The organism is Pseudalkalibacillus sp. A8 (genome assembly GCF_045920555.1).
GTDB lineage: Bacteria > Bacillota > Bacilli > Bacillales > Fictibacillaceae > Pseudalkalibacillus.
On the sequence record NZ_CP174509.1, the window covers coordinates 4,202,642 to 4,221,389 of the forward strand.

The 18,748-nt window shown below is 40.6% G+C and carries 25 protein-coding genes; 8 read left to right on the forward strand and 17 right to left on the reverse strand.

The genetic code is table 11. The features are described from left to right. Positions 1-165 precede the first annotated feature (165 nt). From ACJROX_RS21535 to ACJROX_RS21545, 3 genes are all read left to right on the forward strand, one after another. On the forward strand, positions 166-777 hold the full coding sequence (locus tag ACJROX_RS21535) for a hypothetical protein (RefSeq protein ID WP_408007254.1): 612 nt from the start codon (positions 166-168) through the stop codon (positions 775-777). Between the two features lie 118 nt (positions 778-895). After that, on the forward strand, positions 896-1,540 hold the full coding sequence (locus ACJROX_RS21540) for a HAMP domain-containing protein (protein ID WP_408007255.1): 645 nt from the start codon (positions 896-898) through the stop codon (positions 1,538-1,540). Continuing rightward, positions 1,537-2,271 (forward strand): methyl-accepting chemotaxis protein, encoded by a 735-nt coding sequence (locus tag ACJROX_RS21545; protein WP_408007256.1) that lies wholly within the window; start codon positions 1,537-1,539, stop codon positions 2,269-2,271. Before ACJROX_RS21540 ends, ACJROX_RS21545 begins: the two co-directional genes overlap by 4 nt. A gap of 507 nt (positions 2,272-2,778) precedes the next feature. On the opposite strand, the gene mltG is transcribed toward ACJROX_RS21545, so the two are convergent. After that, on the reverse strand, positions 2,779-3,780 hold the full coding sequence (mltG, locus tag ACJROX_RS21550; protein ID WP_408007257.1) for an endolytic transglycosylase MltG: 1,002 nt from the start codon (positions 3,778-3,780) through the stop codon (positions 2,779-2,781). 131 nt (positions 3,781-3,911) lie between these two features. Between mltG and ACJROX_RS21555 the strand changes: the two genes are divergently transcribed. Beyond that, on the forward strand, positions 3,912-4,358 hold the full coding sequence (locus ACJROX_RS21555) for a YtoQ family protein (RefSeq protein WP_408007258.1): 447 nt from the start codon (positions 3,912-3,914) through the stop codon (positions 4,356-4,358). A 61-nt stretch (positions 4,359-4,419) separates the two neighbouring features. Here ACJROX_RS21555 and ACJROX_RS21560 read toward each other — a convergent pair whose 3' ends face one another. From ACJROX_RS21560 to queD, 5 genes are all read right to left on the reverse strand, one after another. Next, complete coding sequence (locus tag ACJROX_RS21560) at positions 4,420-4,926, reverse strand: DUF84 family protein (RefSeq protein ID WP_408007259.1); 507 nt, start codon at positions 4,924-4,926, stop codon at positions 4,420-4,422. A 152-nt stretch (positions 4,927-5,078) separates the two neighbouring features. After that, complete coding sequence (locus ACJROX_RS21565; RefSeq protein WP_408007260.1) at positions 5,079-6,149, reverse strand: M42 family metallopeptidase; 1,071 nt, start codon at positions 6,147-6,149, stop codon at positions 5,079-5,081. A 67-nt stretch (positions 6,150-6,216) separates the two neighbouring features. Continuing rightward, complete coding sequence (queC, locus tag ACJROX_RS21570) at positions 6,217-6,900, reverse strand: 7-cyano-7-deazaguanine synthase QueC (protein WP_408007262.1); 684 nt, start codon at positions 6,898-6,900, stop codon at positions 6,217-6,219. 2 nt (positions 6,901-6,902) lie between these two features. After that, positions 6,903-7,634 (reverse strand): 7-carboxy-7-deazaguanine synthase QueE, encoded by a 732-nt coding sequence (locus ACJROX_RS21575; RefSeq protein WP_408007263.1) that lies wholly within the window; start codon positions 7,632-7,634, stop codon positions 6,903-6,905. Next, the gene (gene queD, locus ACJROX_RS21580) at positions 7,627-8,100 is read right to left on the reverse strand and encodes a 6-carboxytetrahydropterin synthase QueD (protein WP_408007264.1); all 474 of its coding nucleotides are present in this window, start codon (positions 8,098-8,100) and stop codon (positions 7,627-7,629) included. The genes ACJROX_RS21575 and queD overlap by 8 nt, the downstream gene beginning before the upstream one ends. 413 nt (positions 8,101-8,513) lie before the next feature. On the opposite strand from queD, the gene ACJROX_RS21585 reads away from it, so the two are divergent. Continuing rightward, a complete protein-coding gene (locus tag ACJROX_RS21585; RefSeq protein ID WP_408007265.1) occupies positions 8,514-8,819 on the forward strand; it encodes a PepSY domain-containing protein in 306 nt (101 codons plus the stop codon). Positions 8,820-8,891: 72 nt separating this feature from the next. Here the strand turns inward: ACJROX_RS21585 and ACJROX_RS21590 are convergent, their stop codons facing one another. From ACJROX_RS21590 to trmB, 3 genes are all read right to left on the reverse strand, one after another. Then, on the reverse strand, positions 8,892-9,440 hold the full coding sequence (locus ACJROX_RS21590; RefSeq protein ID WP_408007266.1) for a hypothetical protein: 549 nt from the start codon (positions 9,438-9,440) through the stop codon (positions 8,892-8,894). Between the two features lie 158 nt (positions 9,441-9,598). Beyond that, complete coding sequence (locus ACJROX_RS21595; RefSeq protein ID WP_408007267.1) at positions 9,599-10,441, reverse strand: MBL fold metallo-hydrolase; 843 nt, start codon at positions 10,439-10,441, stop codon at positions 9,599-9,601. Between the two features lie 75 nt (positions 10,442-10,516). Beyond that, on the reverse strand, positions 10,517-11,161 hold the full coding sequence (trmB, locus tag ACJROX_RS21600) for a tRNA (guanosine(46)-N7)-methyltransferase TrmB (protein WP_408007269.1): 645 nt from the start codon (positions 11,159-11,161) through the stop codon (positions 10,517-10,519). Between the two features lie 294 nt (positions 11,162-11,455). On the opposite strand from trmB, the gene ACJROX_RS21605 reads away from it, so the two are divergent. The 3 genes from ACJROX_RS21605 to ACJROX_RS21615 all read left to right on the forward strand — a co-directional run bounded on the left by ACJROX_RS21605 (position 11,456) and on the right by ACJROX_RS21615 (position 12,310). After that, complete coding sequence (locus ACJROX_RS21605; RefSeq protein ID WP_408007270.1) at positions 11,456-11,626, forward strand: hypothetical protein; 171 nt, start codon at positions 11,456-11,458, stop codon at positions 11,624-11,626. A 257-nt stretch (positions 11,627-11,883) separates the two neighbouring features. Beyond that, positions 11,884-11,970, forward strand: a complete 87-nt coding sequence (gene cydS / locus ACJROX_RS21610; protein WP_408011727.1) for a cytochrome bd oxidase small subunit CydS — start codon at positions 11,884-11,886, stop codon at positions 11,968-11,970. Positions 11,971-12,034: 64 nt separating this feature from the next. Further along, the gene (locus ACJROX_RS21615) at positions 12,035-12,310 is read left to right on the forward strand and encodes a YtzH-like family protein (RefSeq protein WP_408007271.1); all 276 of its coding nucleotides are present in this window, start codon (positions 12,035-12,037) and stop codon (positions 12,308-12,310) included. A 165-nt stretch (positions 12,311-12,475) separates the two neighbouring features. Here the strand turns inward: ACJROX_RS21615 and ACJROX_RS21620 are convergent, their stop codons facing one another. The 8 genes from ACJROX_RS21620 to thpR all read right to left on the reverse strand — a co-directional run bounded on the left by ACJROX_RS21620 (position 12,476) and on the right by thpR (position 18,732). Beyond that, positions 12,476-13,963 carry an IS1182 family transposase gene (locus tag ACJROX_RS21620; protein ID WP_408006191.1) on the reverse strand — a complete coding sequence of 496 codons (1,488 nt, stop codon included), beginning with the start codon at positions 13,961-13,963 and terminating at the stop codon, positions 12,476-12,478. Positions 13,964-14,080: 117 nt separating this feature from the next. Then, positions 14,081-14,890, reverse strand: coding sequence for a phosphotransferase family protein (locus ACJROX_RS21625; RefSeq protein ID WP_408011728.1), 810 nt, complete (start codon positions 14,888-14,890; stop codon positions 14,081-14,083). A gap of 131 nt (positions 14,891-15,021) precedes the next feature. Continuing rightward, the gene (locus tag ACJROX_RS21630; RefSeq protein WP_408007272.1) at positions 15,022-15,954 is read right to left on the reverse strand and encodes a diacylglycerol/lipid kinase family protein; all 933 of its coding nucleotides are present in this window, start codon (positions 15,952-15,954) and stop codon (positions 15,022-15,024) included. A gap of 228 nt (positions 15,955-16,182) precedes the next feature. Further along, positions 16,183-16,479, reverse strand: coding sequence for a hypothetical protein (locus ACJROX_RS21635; protein WP_408007273.1), 297 nt, complete (start codon positions 16,477-16,479; stop codon positions 16,183-16,185). 52 nt (positions 16,480-16,531) lie between these two features. After that, positions 16,532-17,095 (reverse strand): hypothetical protein, encoded by a 564-nt coding sequence (locus ACJROX_RS21640; protein WP_408007274.1) that lies wholly within the window; start codon positions 17,093-17,095, stop codon positions 16,532-16,534. A 17-nt stretch (positions 17,096-17,112) separates the two neighbouring features. Next, complete coding sequence (locus ACJROX_RS21645) at positions 17,113-17,799, reverse strand: LrgB family protein (RefSeq protein ID WP_408007275.1); 687 nt, start codon at positions 17,797-17,799, stop codon at positions 17,113-17,115. Next, positions 17,789-18,172, reverse strand: a complete 384-nt coding sequence (locus ACJROX_RS21650; RefSeq protein ID WP_408007276.1) for a CidA/LrgA family protein — start codon at positions 18,170-18,172, stop codon at positions 17,789-17,791. Before ACJROX_RS21650 ends, ACJROX_RS21645 begins: the two co-directional genes overlap by 11 nt. Next, positions 18,169-18,732: an RNA 2',3'-cyclic phosphodiesterase gene (gene thpR, locus ACJROX_RS21655; protein WP_408007277.1), complete on the reverse strand. Its 564-nt coding sequence runs from the start codon at positions 18,730-18,732 to the stop codon at positions 18,169-18,171. The genes ACJROX_RS21650 and thpR overlap by 4 nt, the downstream gene beginning before the upstream one ends. Between the last annotated feature and the right edge of the window lie 16 nt (positions 18,733-18,748).

An 18,748-nucleotide genomic window follows, 5' to 3' on the forward strand; every position in this document is an offset into this window, starting at 1 on the left:
ATTCTATCGTAAAAAGTATTAAGATTTTTTAACATTCTACGATAATAAAAGTAAGGAAAATAAATGAGCTATTTCTAAACTCTATCTCTATTATATACAAAGTCGTTTCAATCCATAAAGTAGAGCGGTGAATAGCTAGTGCAGAGGAACCAAGGGGGAGAAAGCATGCTGCAATTGCTCAAGGATAACCTTCAGCTGTCAATCAAGAATAAAGTTCGGCTCATGTTAATTATGGCTGTCGTAGGAATTGTAATTTTATTTGTGTTTTCAATGTTTTACGTTTTCATGACTCAAAGCATGAATGATAAGCAACAACGACTACAACAACTTTCTACGGACACCATCTCAGTCAACAGTGAATTTTCGTATATCAGAAAACTTGAACAAGAGTTTTTACGGACAACTTATGAAGCCTCAGCTCAAGAGATCACTGCGAAACTTTCCGAACTTCTACAACATATCAACAAGATACAAGAAGATAACAACCAATTTTCAGCCTCTTTTAAAGAAATCGCTGATGAAGTAGGTAGAAATGAGTCTTCCTTCGTCGACTCCTCAAAGCTTGTTTCAGATATAGACAGTATGCAAGCCATTCTTAATGAAAAAGCAGATGCCATGAGTAAGCTGCTTGGATCCATCAATCCGGTATTATTGAATGAATTCTATGAGCTTCGTATTTTAGAGAAACAATACTTTTTAACAGGGACATCTACGGATGAAAACCGATATAATGATCAACTTGAATCTTTGAAGAAAGCAGCCGTTCCGCAGATTTAGAACCGAAGCAAACATCAGGGTTCAATTCTAATCTTTTAGCTTATACCAGTGCCATGGACACCGTAAAGGTTACGAGGGTCAAATCCAACAAACTGTCGTTGATTTTGAAGAGATTGGTATGAACCTCCAAAAAACGATTGAAAATGTTGAAAAAGAGGTCATTGCTGAAAACCAAAGCTTAAGTGCTGATCAGAAACGATTGGGGACAATCCTTTTATGGATTTTGATCATCCTGAGTTTAATCATTTTAGCGGCAAGCGGGTCATTAGGATTCTGGCTGACCAGGACGATCACTTCTTCGATCACCGGCCTAAAAGAAGGGGCAACAGTCATTGGTGAAGGCCATCTTGGTCATCGTGTCAACGTTGAACAGAAAGATGAGATGGGAGAGCTTGCAAGTACATTCAACTTGATGGCTGAAATGGTGCAGAAAGCGATGCAAGAAGTTAACACCGCTTCTGTGCAGCTTTCTTCTTCATCTCAGCACCTAGCTGCTATTTCTGAAGAAACAACCGCACAAACAGAAGAAGTCAATGAAGCAATCCAACAGGTTTCTGCTGGTGCTCAAGTCCAAGCTGACCATTTACATGAGAGTACTGAGTTGATTTCCCGGGTGACCTCTTCAATTGATGAAACAGCTAAATACAGCCTTCAAATCAGTCAAGATTCTCAAGCAACTGAAGAAGAAGGAAAAGAGGCCTTAAGATTGTTGAGAACCTTGGTAAGAGCTCTGATGAATTCCTTGGGCTTGCAAACCATTTGATTCACCAGGTACAAGAGGCAAACCAGCATTCCCAACAAATCGGTTCCATTGTCGATACCATCAAAGGTATTGCAGGCAGCACCGACCTGCTTGCTTTGAATGCAGCAATCGAATCAGCAAGAGCTGGGGATGCAGGCAGAGGGTTCGCAGTGGTAGCTCAAGAGGTCCGAAAGCTTGCAGAACGTTCGAAATCAGAAGCCCAGAATATTTATAAGCTTATTACTTTAATGTCCGAGCAAATGGAAAAGCGCTCAAATGAGGCTGAACAATTCGACTATTACCGTACTGAGCAGCAGACTTCAGTTGATCGTACGAAGCAAGCGTTCACGAAAATCGCGGATAATGTAACAGGTATCAATGCTCGTATCCAGCAAGTGCGTGAAGCGATCAGTGAAGTCCAAGGCTCGAATACAGCATTATCTGAAAAACTTCAAGAAGTAAGCGCGATTTCACAAGAATCTGTTGCTGCTTCTGAACAAGTAAGTGCATCAAGTATCCATCAGAAAGAAGCAATCAATGAAGTTAACAATGCTGCAAACGAACTTCAAAATATAGCCATGCTTCTTCAAGACGAAGTTGGACAATTCAATTTGATCAGCGAAAATCTAGACCCTGTAGGTTCATTTGATTATGAATCCGACGGGATGACTACTGAAGAGCATGAAAGAGAACACGATTATAAAGCTGAAGCCGCTGTTGCAGAGGATTCAGCTTTAGAAGAAGTTACTTAGGAAGAGGATCACTCGAAAAGGAATGAGGATCAAACTAACAAGAACATAAAAGATAAATAGAGAAAGTTCAAGGGCTCACCACAATTCTTTGGGGTGTGCCCTTTTCTTTTAGGCTTTGTATGTTGATTTTTTATAGCGAAATTCTCGACACTCCGCAGCGATTTAAGGATCTTCGACTATCAACCACCACGTCCTGTGGTGAACGTCGAAGCCAGCACATCCTGTGCAAGTGAGCTGAGGAGGCTTGCAGATTGCCCGCGGAAAGCGAGTATATTTCCCAATTTTAAAAAACAACAATCTATACAAAACAGCCTTAAAAATGGATTAAAAACTCACACGGAAAGTGAGTTTTTTCATCTTCACGTTCCAGAACGTGTTCCTGGGAACTCCACTGAAGATTTGAATTTGATGAGTACTTGATTATCTACAAAAATAAGGGGGTAAACGCAAAAAATCGAAATTATCTACAAAACGATTCTATCAACAGCAAAATGAACCAACTCCCACCTACCAATTCCCTTTATGATCGGTATGTTGTTGATGTTCCTTAAACGTCTTCGAAAAATGGTGTTCACCCGATCCATCCGCTTTTACAACAAAAAAGTAATAATCATGCTTTTTCGAATTCAAACTGGCTTCCAGCGATTTTTTCCCCGGATTCCCGATCGGTCCTGGAGGAAGTCCATCATTAATGTATGTATTATACGGACTTTCCACTTCCAGGTCTTTATATAGAAGGCGTTCTTTCGGTTTATCAAGAACATATTGGACCGTGGCACATGATTGCAATTTCCAGTCATCCTCCAAACGGTTCTGGAATACTCCGGCAATCAAGTCTCTCTCTTTATCGACGACAGCCTCTTTTTCAACGATGGACGCCAGTGTCACCCATTTCTCCAACTGTTGACTTGAATCAGGATCGAGCTCATTACGTACCTGTTCAAAACGATCCAGCATTTTTTCAATAATCTCACTTGGAATGACGCCTTTTTGAAAGTAGTAGGTATCCGGGAACAAGTAGCCCTCTAATTTGTATTGGATATCTTTGTCATCCTTAAGCTTCTGTACGATTGGGTGGTTGACTCTCTCACCGGATTCTGCAAGTTTTAAAAATTCTGTTTTGGTCACTAGACCGTGTTTTTCAAGCCGGGCTGCAATCTGTTCAATTGTGAAGCCTTCCGGAAAAGTCACTTCAATCCCTTTTTCAACCGGGGATTTCAAAAACTCATTATATATAGATGGGATGGATTGCGTGCTCGAAACCTGATGTTTTCCTGCCTTTACCTGCCCATCGAAGTCATTTAGCTTCCCATACAACAAGAAAAACATTTTGTTTTTGATCACTTTTTCCGATTCCAGTTGTTCTGCTACCTTTTGTAGAGAATCGCCTTCCTTGACTGTGATGACTTTTTGCTTTTCATGCCAAAATGGAGTAGCTTCATAAACTACCCAAATGCAAATTACAGATACAATTAGGATTGATAAAATAATTAAATAACGCTTTTTCATAAAAATTACCCCAGTTTCTAGTCTCAGCCATCATCATCCCCTTAATATCCTATGAACATACAAGACGAATTACAGGAATTTTTCAAAATGTTCATGTTACTATAGTTATAGATCAATAAAGGAGTGATACAGTGAATCTAACGGTATATCTAGCAGGACAAATCCATGATAATTGGCGAGATGAAGTAAAACAGAAAGCTGAAAAGATGAATCTTCCGATCACTTTTGTTAATCCGATGACTAACCACAGCCGATCAGATGACATCGGTGAAGAGATCTTAGGGGAACAACCAAATAAGATCATTAAAGATGATAAAGCCTCTGACTTCAATAATTTAAGGACCGAGATTTTGCTTTCCAAGTCAGATGTTGTTCTCGCGTTTTTTGGTGATAGCTACAAGCAATGGAATACGGCGATGGATGCTTCCACTGCGCTTGCATTGAATAAACCACTTATCCTGGTCAGAGATGGATCCCTCCATCACGCATTAAAAGAATTATCGAATAAAGCGACGGCAACTGTGGAAAACTTCGATCAAGCGTTACAAGCGTTATCTTATGTATTTGAAGAAGAATAAAAGGAAGGGGATGACCCCAAAAAAAGTGTCAGACACTTATGGGTCAGCCCCTTTTTTATGTTCACTTTTTATAAAATTGATACTGACCGAACAAGAGGCGAACGATATGGGCGAACATTTCTTCACGGGTGATCCAGCCATCGGTAAAAATCCCGATTGCACCTTCCTTCTTCCGTACATCTCTTTGTTTCGTGTAATCAGCCATGACATCACCTAGTTCTATGCCAGAGCGAACCGGGTCGCTGATTTCCTTAGGAAGAAGAATCTTCGCCCCGCTAGCAACATATGTACCAAGCTCTTCGGTTACAAGTGCTCCCCAATTACACAAAAAGAGACCATCTTCAGAATCCACCACGCCGCCTTCAAGTCCTAAACCGAGTTTGTACCCTTTATCGATGCAAGCTTTCGCCCGATTGATCGCCCCTTTTCTCGTTTCTGAATCTGAAAATGGCTGTGACGAGGCAAGCGACGGAACATCCAGCCCTTCTACCTGCCCTTCGAGAGACTCGACGATCGATCGGACCGCTTGAATTTTCGCCGGATTCTTTGACCCAACCGCTACAATCACTATAAACACACTCCAATCCTAAATGTTTAAACTTCAGAAGTGCCAGGTACAAAAATGAAACCCTGGTGCGTCAACGGTTTACAAACAGTGCCAGGCACCGATTAAAGGTCCGATTAAAGGCACCGATCAAAAATCGGTGCCTGTTACAGTTATTAATCATAGATGATTTGGTCGACGGTTGATTTGTCAGACGACTTGACCAATTTGACAAGCAATTCTTTTGCTGCAGCGTAATCATCTATGTGGATAATCGAAGCTGAGGTATGGATATAACGGGAACAAATCCCAACTACTGCAGATGGTACGCCTTCGTGCGAAATATGTACACTGCCTGCATCTGTTCCACCCTGGGAAATAAAGTACTGATACGGAATATCATTTGATTCAGCCGTATCAAGGATGAAATCGCGAATGCCTTTATGTGTCACCATCGTACGGTCTAGAATACGTAGCAATGCGCCTTTACCTAATTGTCCAAACGCTTCCTTATCACCGTTAGCATCGTTCGCCGGGCTTGCATCCAATGCGTAGAAGATGTCTGGTTGGATGAGGTTTGCTGCTGTTTTCGATCCACGTAATCCGACCTCTTCTTGGACCGTAGCACCAGAGTAAAGCGTATTCGGTAGTTCCTCACCTTGGAGTTCCTTCATCAATTCAATGGCAAGACCTACTCCATAACGATTATCCCAGGCTTTTGCTAAAATCTTTTTCTTGTTCGCCATTGGTGTAAATGGGCAGATCGGTACGATTTGTTGTCCTGGTCGAACACCAATCGCTTCTGCATCTTCCCTGTCATCCGCACCGATATCGATATACATATGCTTCAATGGCATTGGTCTGGAACGCTGAGATTCTTCAAGCAAATGTGGTGGAATCGAGCCAACCACTCCGATAACCGGTCCATTATCGGTCATGACCTGCATCCGCTGAGCCAACAAGACCTGGCTCCACCAGCCGCCTAACGTCTCGAATTTCAGCATACCGTTCTTTGTAATCTTCGTCACCATGAATCCGACTTCATCCATGTGTCCAGCTACCATGATTTTCGGTCCGTCTTCTTTCCCTTTTTTCACGCCAAAGATACTTCCAAGCTTGTCCTGGATGATTTCATCCGAAACAGGCTCAAGCTGACTGCGTACAAACTTCCTCACATCATGCTCGAATCCTGGAGCACCTTGTAATTCTGTTAAAGTTTGAAATAATTGTAAGGTTTCTTCCTTCATGATTTCTCCCTTCCATTGCCAGAAAATTATCAACACCACTTATTGTAACGCAACTTTAAAAGGGCCGCTACACGCGAGGCTTTTTAGCATATGGAATAGGGTCTTCAGCTCCTGCTTCCTCAAAACCTTTCAAGCGTAATAAGCAGCTGTCACATTCTCCGCAAGCTACTTCTTCTCCTAAATAACAAGAAGTCGTCAATTCATATGGAACCCCTAAGCGAAGGCCTTCCTCAATCGTTTCCTTCTTCGTCATTCGGATCAATGGGGCTTCAATCTTAAACTGTCCCCCAGTCGCGCCTGTTTTTGTCGCTAGATTCACCGTTTCATTCATACTTGATATGAACTCGGGCCGGCAGTCAGGGTATCCACTATAATCGACTGCTGAAACACCGATATAGATTGCATCTGCTCCAATCACTTCCGCATAAGCACTAGCAAGCGCAAGGAAAATCATATTACGGGCAGGTACATAGGTTGACGGTATATCTTCTTCTACACCGCCTTGCCTTACCTCAATGGTTTCATCCGTCAATGCACTACCACCAATCCGCTGTAAAAAGCTTACATCGACAATCCGATGTTCAGGCGAATCAAAATAAGTAGCCACTTTTTCAGCCTGCTCTACTTCCCGGTTATGGCGTTGACCGTAATGGAATGTAATCGGATAGAGCTCAAAGCCCTTCTCTTTTGCTATTCCCATGCAGGTCGTACTGTCCAACCCTCCACTTAAAACAACCACTGCTTTTTTCATCGTTAAACTCCTCTCTGGTCCGGATGCCAGATGACTTTGTGCATCTGTAAGCTCAACTTCACTTCCGGTAGCGGCTCTGCAAGTATTTTTTCAACAAGTTTTTGCGGGGGCATTGTTTCCCATACAGGACTATACAAAACTTGCCCTGAACGATGATACTTTTTGACTACAGATGTTGCAACCTCAAAATCCCCATCATTACCGATTACGAACTTGATTTCATCCTGCGGTTTCAGAATATCGAAATTGCTGTAAATCATACGCTCCATTTCACCTGAATCCGGGAGCTTGAAGTCCATAATGAACCGTGCTTTTTTTCCGACGGCTTCATTCTCAGCTCGAAGTTTTTCAAATGGCTCTAAATCAATTGCCCCGTTTGTTTCAATATGAACGTCAACAATTTGGTCCAACTCACACATCGCCAACAGAAGAGCTGCTGATTTTTTTCCATGGATCAAAGGCTCTCCACCTGTAAAACAAATTCGATGACTGGAGAAACTTTTGACCTTTTCCACGATTTCCTCGATTGTCGCTTTGTACTCTTTCTTCGCAGGTGCATAGCTGTAAGTCGTATCACACCACGTACAGCGAAGATTACAGTGGAAGACGCGGACGAAAATCGTCGGGAATCCAGCCATACTCCCTTCACCCTCCACTGTTTCGAATATTTCAACCATCGGAAGCTCCCACTGCATATATTCTGTTTTATCCGGAAATACCATTTGTTTAGTCATTTTTCATCCACTCTCGTTTCAATGTTGCATAACTTGTTGGAGTTTCATATAACTTCAACTCCTCAATTCTTGTTCCACGTTCCTTATAGTGCGATGCCTGAAGGCGATTCTCCAATTGCTCCCAGATCCACACGATCATATTTTCAGCAGTTGTATTCATATTCGGTAAGACTTCGTTCAAATAACGATGGTCCAATTTCGCATCGATTTCTTCTTTAAAAATTTGCTTGATTTCCCCAAAGTCGATGGTCAGCCCTATATCATCTACAAATCCACTGATCGTAATGACTAGTTTATACGTATGCCCATGAAGACTCTTGCATTTCCCTTCATAGCAATGCAAGTGGTGGGCTGCATCGAATGTGAATTCCTTTGTAACGGCAATTCGCTTATCATGATACTTCAACTCGTGGTGTTGTATATCTTCATCAATTCGTTCCACTTTCTTTGGAATCTGAAAATCCATATCATCAAGCCTCCTTTTCTGAGTTGTTGTTTTAGGATCAACGTTATTCCTCTTTAACTAAAACACTGTTGATTGTTTGAGCGAAATTTGTGCCACTCCTACGGGGACAGCGAGACAGGCGAGACCCACGATATAAAAGGATCTTCGACTAACATAATGAACTTCGACGTACAATCAAGTATAATAGAGCTTAAACTAAAAACTTGGCTATATCAGGTCCTTTACAAAATAAAAAAACTCCGCTTCAAAACAAGCGGAGTGTGAATGAACAGCTTTTAGGTTCACGCTCCCTAGTTTTGTTTTATGAGGGGTGGGAATTGCGAACCCTCGACATGAATTTTATAATGAATCAATTAAAGTCTGTTATACTATAGAATAAATGAAATGAACATTGTTGGAAAGGGGTATCTCTTTTGAAAACATCTGCCATCCTCGGCACGGTCATTGGATTTGTAGCCGGTGCATTGCTTACAAAACAATTAAGCTCCCGTCCGATCACACCTGAATCAGCATTGAAATCGCTTAAACAGAAAGTGCCGTCGAAGGTGGACGGGTCTTGGATTTATACCGCAAAGGAATCTGCAGAACTGAACGGACTATCCTATAATGTATACAAAGGCGGATTCACCAAATCAACTTCCTCAGGTGAGGAACATTTCCTGTTCACTGTAGATGCAGATACGGGATCTGTATTAGAAATTGCTAATACAAATATATAACCAGCAAGGCCAACATATACATGAACATTCAAAAGGGGCGACTCGAACGTGAGTCAGCCCCATTTTTATTCATTAGTTAAATGTGTGCTTTTGGCCGTATAAGTTGTTTTCAATCTTGAAACGTGAAGATGAATACACTTGGTTCCCCCAAACGAACATCAAGTATGCCGGAATAAGTAGAATAAGTGCATGTAATGACATGATCCAACCTAGGTTCATCTTCTTTCCAAGGTGCTCGAATTGCTCTTTGTAATTTGTCAGCGTATCATTCTGAAATGCGCCAACTTCTGTAGCGGTCAACATTTTCCCATTTGTTGCATCGAAATAGACAGTCTCTTTACGATCAAAAGTAAAGATGTTATCGCGTACAGTTTGGAATTCAGCAAGAGCCGCAACCACTGTGATCGGACCAGATGCCTCTTCTCCCTCAGGAGTTACTTCCACCTCAGTGAAATTGGACAGTTCAAGTGTCCCGTTTTTGTAATCATAATATTCATCAGCTAGAAGTTTCTTTGTGGTTTCTTCCATTCCTTTGGGAGCGTCTTCAGCCGCTAGTACGCCTGCTCCCCCAGATACTAAAAGCGTCAAAGCCATCATAATGGCTGTAAGTTGCTTAAGCATATCTATAGTTCCCTCCTAAACGTCTATATGAGCCAATTAATATATTACACTATTATTAATTCAAAAATCTATGTTAATTGTAACAGGTTTCTGTAAAAAATGTGACGTTTTTCTACAACCATTTTCTTACAAACCTTGCAAATGTGACAATTTATTGATTATTTCTCCCGTTTAACAGCATCAATGATTTCACCTTCATCATTGAACTTCACCGCACGATAAATGGCATCATGATAAAACGTGAACCATGCATTCTCTGCCATCCCTTTGCCGATCCATTCCTGTTTTTCCCCGATAGAGGTTATAGGATAGTCATCATACGCCAAAACCCAAAGAGGATTCTTATGTGCATGGGTAGGCATCAAATCCGCCATGTGGAATAGCTTGTATTCTCCCAGTTCAAAATATAGGATGGAATGTCCATCACTATGACCGCCAGTGTGGATCATATGAAGGCCCGGAAGGACTTCGATTCGATCTTTATAGGTTTTGACCTGATCCTCGATCCCTTTCCAGTTCAATTCCCAGTATGTATTTTTTGAACGAATGTTCGGGTTTCTCATTTCATTCCATTCTATTTCCGAAGTATAGATCTTTGCGTTTTTAAAAGTAGAAACGAGTCGGTCGTCTTGCATTTTCGTCAGACCGCATGCGTGATCGAAGTGCATATGGGTCATGAGAACAAGATCAATATCATCTGTGGTAAGATTAAACTCCGCTAATTCACTATCAATGTGCGATTCTTCATTGACACCGTAATTTCTTTTCTGTTTATCCGAAAGTTTGTCGTTCCCCATCCCAGATTCGATCAGGATGTTTTTTCCTTCATATTGAAAGAAAATCGGATCTGTCCGAAGCTCAATCTGATTCTTTTCATTAACTGGATACTTCTTGCTCCATAACGGTTTCGGAACAACACCAAACATTGCTCCGCCATCCATATTCGTTACTCCGCCATTCAGCCAGTGTAATTTTACCTCTCCAAATTGCAGCGTTTCCATGTTTGTTCACTCCTCCTACTCTATCTACTTTTCATTGTAGCATATCATCTATCTAGAAAGAGTCATTTCGAATCGCTATTTTGTACGATAAACAGCTTCACATCGATAGATCCGATTACCCATCGCAGAAAATTTCTCTTCATATTCAGTCATCACATTTCCTTCAAAATCACTTCGATGTAAATCCAGACTCACATTACTCAAGATCATTCCGTATTTCGAAAAGCTATGAAGAGAGTATTCGAACAATCCTTGATTATCTGTTTTTAAATGGACTTCTCCGCCAGGAATCAACACTTCTTCATATGCTTTCAAGAACGATTCGTAGGTCAACCGGCGTTTTTCATGACGTTTTTTCGGCCAAGGATCTGAAAAGTTCAAGTAGATCCGATCGACTTCCCCAGCATCGAAATATTGGATAAGATCCATCGCATTGACATTGATCATACGAAGATTTTTCTGCCCTGATTCATTGATTTTATCCATTGCGGATACGACAATGCTTTTCTGTCTCTCAATCCCGATAAAGTTCGCATTCGGGTGACGTTTCGCCATTTCCGTAATGAACTGTCCTTTCCCAGTCCCGACCTCTATGCAAATCGGATAATCATTGTTGAATAGTTCATGCCACTTGCCTTTCCAATTTTCTGGATCAGGTACAACGATTTGTGGATTGTCATCGATTTTTTCCTGAGCCCACGGTTTATTTCTTAGACGCATTCATTCAAACCCTTTCTAATTACGTTATCCTCGGATATTTTACCATGAAAGTCATCCAAAAATGAACATCGTATGAAGTATTTTATCGTCATTAGTATGTGGAAGAGAATTGGGGAGTATTTTGAAGTAATTTTTATCATCGTAGACGTGAATGACAACGACATTACGAGAGCGCATCATATCATGTCATATACCAATTATAGTCATTAGGGAAGAAAACGCTTTCAAAGGTAAGATAATAAATGTTGTTACAAGGAACGTAAAAATACACTATAGGAGTGGTTTAACGAATTCATGTCTATTCTTAAAAAGACCTTGACGAAGACAGCAGAAGTAACAGTATTAACTATGTTCAGCGGACTATTCGCAGGCTATGCATTAGCTGTTTATCCATTTGAACGTATCGCTTATAAACAATCGATCCGTGCACAAAAAGTTAAAATCAAGTACGCTTCTCAGTACTGATAATAAATGTTGGAAGATCTTGCTTTGGCCACGCTGCTGGTCTGATGCAGGATCTTTTTTCTTAGGCTCATTAAAATCCTAATGTTGTTTTAGAAAGTTTTCAGCCCATCTACTGAAAGACCTTTCATACGCCAATCCGATGATTGGTTTATTGTAAGTGCTTTTTGTGAATTATTGACAATATACAAAACATTACTTTTGATTAGATGAAAATAACGGGGATACCAAGTACAATTATAAAAAAAGGTGAGGATTACATGCAGAATTTTTTAATTTTTTGGGCTCCACCGCTTGTCCTGATCATCGCAATCATCGGTCTTTTCATTTGGGGCGCGAAAAAATAATCGGATAAAAAGCATTCATATTGACACATCCTAAGGGCAAACCGACTCGAAAGGATGCGTAATAATGCCATTACAAGTCAATGATCAAATTTCATTACTTGCGGATATTTTAAGAAGTCATCAGTTGGATCAATGTGGTTCGGATTCAGAGTGTCAACAGTTGGAGAGGCTGACGAATTCTCTACTTCAAAATCCCCAGACCCCTATAGAACTCCGTGACACCTTGATGGCCATTCAAACTTACAGTCAAAATGGCGGGCAAGCCCAGTCGCTGGAACAGCATATCATCCAATCAAACGGAGATTTAAACCAATGGATGAATCTGATCGACCATATGTAAGGGTTTGTTTTACTTACTTATAGAATTTCAAAAAGATGAGCCTTCATAAGAGAGTCCTGCAAAATAGGGCGAAAAAATCTTTAATAGAGAAAAATCCACCAGTTAGAAAAGTTGATCTTAACTTTCTGGTGGATTTTTACATGTTTCAAGAAGTATGGGCTGATATTACACATTTCCCAGCTCATTTTGTGGTAATAATTTTGTCATTCTTTTAATGTTTACAGCGAACACCGAGAGATAGGTTTGTATTTTCATACCTAATAAACCACGGTATTTCGCCCTGGTTAACCCATGGAATCTTTTTAATTCCGCATTCTTATGCTCTATAGATGGACGTACCTTTTTCCGTTCTTGATACTCTTCCGAGTCTAAGTACTTCATTTGTTGTTGATGTTCTTCAGAAATGATCCGAATGGAGTATGTTTTTGATTTTTTCCCCTCTTTATAACACCCTTCTTTTAACGGACATTCTTTACATATATCAACGTCAAAATAAAAAGTGTTCATTTGGTTTGTTCCAGTATCTTTTTTACCCGTTCGAGCTTTTCGAATACTATGGTGTCCTGCTGGACAAATCACTTGATCTCTTTCTTTATCATATTGAAAGTTGTCCTCTTCTCGTGCTCCATAAACAGATGGATTGAGTGGGATGGATGCTGTGATTAAATTTTGTTGTAAGTAGGATAAATTATGCTTAGATGAGTAAGCCGTATCAGCGAGAATTTCGTTAACTTCCATTCCACCAGCTTTAGATTGGTTCACTAATTCTTTTAATTGCTTACCGTCATCTACATTTCCTGGAGTGACCTGAACACCCGTAATAATTTCTTCTTCGGTCATCGCAAGATGATTCTTATAACCATAAAAGGATTTTGTAGTAGACTTCCATCCAAAACGCGCATCCGGGTCTACTGCTGACAGAATCCCTTTCTTCGAAAGAAGCCTTTCGTCTTCGACAATTCTCTTTGCGGTCTCCAGCTTATCCTTTATCGCGCCTTCCGCATCTGGAAGAGCCTGTTCGATTTGTTCACCTAAATGGGCTAAATACCGAAGCATTTCTTTAGCTTGTTCTTCCTCTGGAATATCATTAAGCTTTGGAGCTTTAGGTAATTTTTTATGTAGTTTGGTATGTTGTTTTTTAACGGCTCTGGAGAGCCTTGAAGCTGCTTTTGTTAGCACTTGTAGAGGCGAACGCTTACTTGCGTTTGCTTGGGCATGTGTAGAATCTAAAATGAGTGCTTTCGATTGGATGATCCCTTTTTCCTGGCACTGCTTGACGAGTTCTTCCAATACTTCCTCTACACGATTAGCTCCTAATCGATGGTTTCGAAATCGACTTAATTGTGTAGGATGGGGTAAAGAACTTTCGGGATTCAATCGTAAAAACCACTTATAAGCTAAATGTAAATTGGCATCTTGAATGACTTGATCATCGGATAAATCATATAAGGTCTGGATGAGAAGAATTCGAAGTAGTAACTCTGGTTCAGTCGCTGGTCGTCCGTAATACATACAATATGATTCCTTCGTAAGGTCATATATAAATGAAAAATCAACCACCTTATCGATTTTCTTTAATAGGTGATCTTCTGGTATTAAATTGTACAACTCGGCATGAAAGGAAAGAGTTTCCTGATATTGATCTTTTAACATTTATCCAATTCCTTTGCATTTTTCTTTCATCATATCAAAAAACGCCCCGAAGGGCGCTTTTTCCAGTTACTGTATTCGTTTTGCAGGACTCTCTCATAAGGACTCATCTTTTTTATTTCAATGATATATTTGTTTATCTAATTGATCGAGGTAATTCATCCAATATTTTGCTTGTTCCTCTTGCCCGCGTTCATAATGCCAAAAAATCGACTCTATCGTTTGAGCTACAATATACCAATGCATTCTTATTTTTAATGAATGTGTCAACGGAATGCCGTACGAACGTAACCACTGTTCCCATTCGTCATCAGGGACATACCAATACAGCAGCATTGCCAGATCCAATGCAGGATCCGCGATCATCGCTCCATCCCAGTCGATCAGAAACAATCTATTTTCCTCAGAAATGAGCCAATTATTATGATTCACATCGCCATGACAAACGACATATTGGTCTGTTTGGACCTCATGTATATGTGTAGATAAATAATCCAGATAAGGCTGAAGCTCTTGCTGGTATTGATAATTTTTTTGTGTTCGACGAAATAATTCATCTAACACAGCTTCAGGGGTTAACGGTTGTTTCCCTATTCTGCGTAACATTGAAAGCAATTCTTGTGAACGATGAATTTTGGAAAGCAGTTTAGCAACTAACTGTTGGTTCATTTCTGCAGCTTTAAGCTCTCTACCGTTCAACCAGTGCTGAGCAGTTATAACGTCTCCATTCTCCAACCGCTTGGTCCATAAAAGCTTTGGAACGATCCCCTCTGCCGATAATACAGCAAGGAATGGTGACGAGTTTCTTTTCAAGAAGATTTTCTCTTCTCCATATTGTGCGATATAGGCTTCACCGGTAGCACCACCCGCAGGCTTGACCTGCCAGCCGCTTCCTAATATGTGTTTCAATACGTTCACCTTCGATTTCATCATTCTATCTTTATTATCGGCTTAAACAAATCATTTCAAAGTGTACAAACACGATAAATCTGTACAGATATAATATTTTAACATATAAATGCCTGTTCAAAAAGACACGAATTCCAGCCCGGTCCACCAAATCATTTCACCAAAAACCGTTTTGAATGGATTTTGATATGGACCGGAGTGGAGCCGATCAACTCTCCATCAGCATGCATCGTTGCTGGTATGGTTGTATCGACTTCAATCTCTTTCCCTTTCAATAACGTGACTTCTTTCAATTTGGCATGTAACCCTAAAAAAACAGTTCCAAATAGAAACAACAGCTTTTTCCGAGAAAGGTTGTGGACAATACAAAGGTTCAATAGTCCATCGTCTGGTAGAGCATCCGGACAGATCTTCATTCCACCACCATAATATTTTATATTGGTCGTCGCGATCAACCAGACATCACTGAATTCATGTTCCTTACCATCCACCTTTAATTTCAACTGGAATGGTTCGTAAGTCATTGCTAATTTCAAAACTGTGATTATGTAAGAGAAAGACCCTATACCTATTTTATTAAGTATCCCTTTATATCTCGATTCGTTTGTGCGTCTCGCTACTTCTCCGTCAAAACCGATGCCGAGTGAGCTTGTAAAAAAGTTGATTTTATGTTTCCGATTGCGAAGCCGATACTCACCTATATCATATCGTCTTATTCGTCCCTTCTTTGAAGTGATATGATGAAGGGCTTGTGCGGTAGCCCTGGGGATTTTAAAGCCTCTTGCAAAGTCGTTACCCGATCCGGCAGAGATAAAAGAAACTGGTATTGCCGGGTGATGGCTTAATCCATTGATCACCTCATGCATTGTCCCGTCGCCCCCGACAGTGACAATCCCCTTCAAATGTTCATGGTGGATATAGGCCATTTGTTGAGCAATGTCTTTCCCATGACCTGGCCTTTGGGTAAAAAAGCTTCGGTATGGAACGTTTTGTTCTTGTAAATCACGTTTTACTTTTTTCCAGACCTTTTTGCCTTTACCGTTTCCAGCTTTAGGATTGATGATGAATATGTAGAACTTTTCCATTTATAAGCCACTCTCTTTCGATGGTCTTATTCTTTTTTCAACAAAATGTCCCATTTTCCCTCTTTACACAGACAAAAAATGTCAAATGATGCCTATGATAGGGACAATAGTACTATCGCGTCCAAAGCAATTAAAAAAGGAGATTGTTTTAGGAAATCAATCGGAGTTAATATTGCTCTGGATTATTTCATTGGAAAATTTCAAGCAGATCCAGTGCACCTACCAATGTTACTCTGAACTAGTCTGATCCCACTGATTTTCATCAACATCCCACTCCGGTCTTGTATAAGCTGAAGTTACACAATTCGTCAATAATATTTGGGCGGCTTTCAGTTGCTTGAATTTGTTCGGGCTCGGCTGCCTTTTCAACATCTTTTTCCACTTATCGAAGTTGGTCTGATCGACAACTTGGATATAAGATGGTATATTGTTGCGATTCACATATGCATTTTGTGCGAGTATGACATATGAAATTTTCAGTTCAATGGTTTTCGTATCGATGACCGACTGTATAAAATAATTCATTCTCTGGACAGCGGAGGTAGGATTGATGATCTTCCGGGTATCTTCTTGCCTTTCAGATTCCCAGAAACGATTTTTGTGATGCGTGAACGACTTCACCTTTTCTTGTTTCTAAAAGAACAATCGCGTTGATCGAATCAGGTCCAATCAAAAGCACATCCAATTGGGTTTGAGCTTTTTTCAATTGAATGACTGGTCTGTAGAGCACCAGGTAGTTATCTGGCAATTCTTTTATGAGGCAGCGCAGGCTTTTATCCCGTTTAAGCGATGAACTGATTGTGGAAGTTTCTCTTATTGTAGAACTTGCCCACTTCAATTGAAATTGAAACAATTCTTCTCGGAAATCTTCTTTAACTTCAGATAAACTCCGTTGATCAACCCTGACATTACCAGCTTCGATTACTTCATTGTCTAGATTGTTCCGTTTTCTTTTCCACCACTTTTTCTCAGAAGGATGCTGCTCTTTACCCTGTATATCTTCTTTCACCTGGTTGATCTCCCAATTCGCTTTTTCCCTATACCAACGATCGCGTTTCAATCTCGTATATTGTCCTGTATAACGAAAAACGTCTTGTTCATACCGTGAGACGCAATCTTCCAATTTGATCAGTTGTGCCAATCTTTTTCACCTGCCTTTTAAATCCATGAAGCAATGATTGGGATGATGATGGATGCAACCAACGCTGAAATCGTCATCGCTACTGAGCTTATCGCTGCCGCTTGGCTGCCATATTCCAGCGCTTTTGAAGTCCCGATAGCATGTGAAGCAGCTCCCAAACCCAGCCCTCTCGACATATCACTCTTTATTTTGAACCATTTAAACAAGTAGGGTGCTGTGATTACACCGCCTATTCCGGCAACCATGGCGAACACGACGACTATTGAGGGCATACCTCCTGAAACTCTCGTAATCTCCATTGCCACAGGAGTTGTAACCGATTTTGGTAAAAGAGACAAAATTACATTCAACGATGTTCCAATCATCTGGGCGAAGAACAACCCTGAAAATACACCTACACAAACTCCCGTAACAATGCATATAAGAAGCGGGAACGTATATTGAACCAACAAGCCACGGTGGATATATAGCGGATAGGCCAGAGCGACAACTGCGGGTCCTAATAGTTTATCAATCCAGACTACACCTGACATGTATGTATCATAAGAAAAGTCGAAAATGATCAAAAAACAAATGATAGTAGTTACAGCTGTCAAAATAGGCGTCAGGAAAGGATTTTTCCACCTTCTATAAAATTTGAGGCTTACGAGGTATAAGCCTATCGTAAGTGCTAAGAATGCAATCTCTATCAAACTATGTTTCATTTGATCCCTTCTTTAGACGCTTTGACATAAGAAAATCCAACATTTTACCAGAGATGACGATCACGAGAATTGTACTGGCAAGGACGGCAGGGATAAGGAGCAACCCTTTCCCTTTGAAGACATGACCAAATTGCATGACGCCAACCGTCACAGGAATGAAAAAGAGCGTTAGATGTACAAGCAGGAATCGGCTTCCTTCTTGTATCCATTTTAGCGGAATGATCTTTGTCACAAGAAGACAAAAGAGAAGGAACATGCCTACGATACTTCCCGGAATCATAAGATTTAAAGCATTCTGAATCCAGGTTCCCACTAGATATATAGCATAAAGAACCAGAACTTGTATAATGACAAGGTTGACTTTTCGTATCACTCCGCCAACTCTCCGATCTTGAAACGTTGATATGGAGCATACATTGGATCTTTGCCAGGGTGGATTTCATATAAAATGATTTCATTGACTTCCCAGCTGCATCCATCTAATTCTGTTGGTAAGGTAAAGCTTTCAGTTGATACACCTTTTGAGTCACCGTCCCAACGTTTTCCAAGTGTAATGTGTGGCCGATACGGCCTGGCCTCTACCTCGAAACCGGCCGTAAGGCTTCTCTCTTTCGTCTGTTCTCGAAGCTGGTTCAGTTTTTCAGAATGATTGATCCCTAACCAAAACACACGGGGGATTTTGGGATTCCCAAAATAACCGGTTTTATTTATTGATAATCGAAAGGATGGTGCCTCGATCTTTTTCATTTCTTCAATCAGAGGGTCCACCTTTCCCTCAGAAGTTGCTCCTAGAAATTGAAGCGTAATATGGTAATCACCCAAACTGGTCCATTTCTTCAAGGGAAGCAAGGGCTTGACTTTTTCTGCATAGCTGTGGATTTTGGATTGGATTTCTTCTGGAATCGGTACTGCTAAGAAAGTGTGCCTGACCATTTTGTTAACCTCCGCA

Excerpts from the sequence above, each read along its gene's own strand:
- ACJROX_RS21605 (WP_408007270.1), top strand. The coding sequence starts at position 11,456 with ATGTCTATTCTTAAAAAGACCTTGACGAAGACAGCAGAAGTAACAGTA.
- ACJROX_RS21535 (WP_408007254.1), top strand. The coding sequence starts at position 166 with ATGCTGCAATTGCTCAAGGATAACCTTCAGCTGTCAATCAAGAATAAA.
- ACJROX_RS21630 (WP_408007272.1), bottom strand. The coding sequence starts at position 15,954 with ATGGAAAAGTTCTACATATTCATCATCAATCCTAAAGCTGGAAACGGT.
- ACJROX_RS21575 (WP_408007263.1), bottom strand. The coding sequence starts at position 7,634 with ATGACTAAACAAATGGTATTTCCGGATAAAACAGAATATATGCAGTGG.
- cydS (WP_408011727.1), top strand. The coding sequence starts at position 11,884 with ATGCAGAATTTTTTAATTTTTTGGGCTCCACCGCTTGTCCTGATCATC.
- ACJROX_RS21565 (WP_408007260.1), bottom strand. The coding sequence starts at position 6,149 with ATGAAGGAAGAAACCTTACAATTATTTCAAACTTTAACAGAATTACAA.
- ACJROX_RS21540 (WP_408007255.1), top strand. The coding sequence starts at position 896 with ATGAACCTCCAAAAAACGATTGAAAATGTTGAAAAAGAGGTCATTGCT.
- ACJROX_RS21635 (WP_408007273.1), bottom strand. The coding sequence starts at position 16,479 with ATGAATTATTTTATACAGTCGGTCATCGATACGAAAACCATTGAACTG.
- ACJROX_RS21620 (WP_408006191.1), bottom strand. The coding sequence starts at position 13,963 with ATGTTAAAAGATCAATATCAGGAAACTCTTTCCTTTCATGCCGAGTTG.
- ACJROX_RS21645 (WP_408007275.1), bottom strand. The coding sequence starts at position 17,799 with ATGAAACATAGTTTGATAGAGATTGCATTCTTAGCACTTACGATAGGC.
- queD (WP_408007264.1), bottom strand. The coding sequence starts at position 8,100 with ATGGATTTTCAGATTCCAAAGAAAGTGGAACGAATTGATGAAGATATA.
- ACJROX_RS21590 (WP_408007266.1), bottom strand. The coding sequence starts at position 9,440 with ATGCTTAAGCAACTTACAGCCATTATGATGGCTTTGACGCTTTTAGTA.
- ACJROX_RS21595 (WP_408007267.1), bottom strand. The coding sequence starts at position 10,441 with ATGGAAACGCTGCAATTTGGAGAGGTAAAATTACACTGGCTGAATGGC.
- thpR (WP_408007277.1), bottom strand. The coding sequence starts at position 18,732 with ATGGTCAGGCACACTTTCTTAGCAGTACCGATTCCAGAAGAAATCCAA.
- queC (WP_408007262.1), bottom strand. The coding sequence starts at position 6,900 with ATGAAAAAAGCAGTGGTTGTTTTAAGTGGAGGGTTGGACAGTACGACC.
- trmB (WP_408007269.1), bottom strand. The coding sequence starts at position 11,161 with ATGCGTCTAAGAAATAAACCGTGGGCTCAGGAAAAAATCGATGACAAT.
- mltG (WP_408007257.1), bottom strand. The coding sequence starts at position 3,780 with ATGAAAAAGCGTTATTTAATTATTTTATCAATCCTAATTGTATCTGTA.
- ACJROX_RS21625 (WP_408011728.1), bottom strand. The coding sequence starts at position 14,890 with ATGAAATCGAAGGTGAACGTATTGAAACACATATTAGGAAGCGGCTGG.
- ACJROX_RS21615 (WP_408007271.1), top strand. The coding sequence starts at position 12,035 with ATGCCATTACAAGTCAATGATCAAATTTCATTACTTGCGGATATTTTA.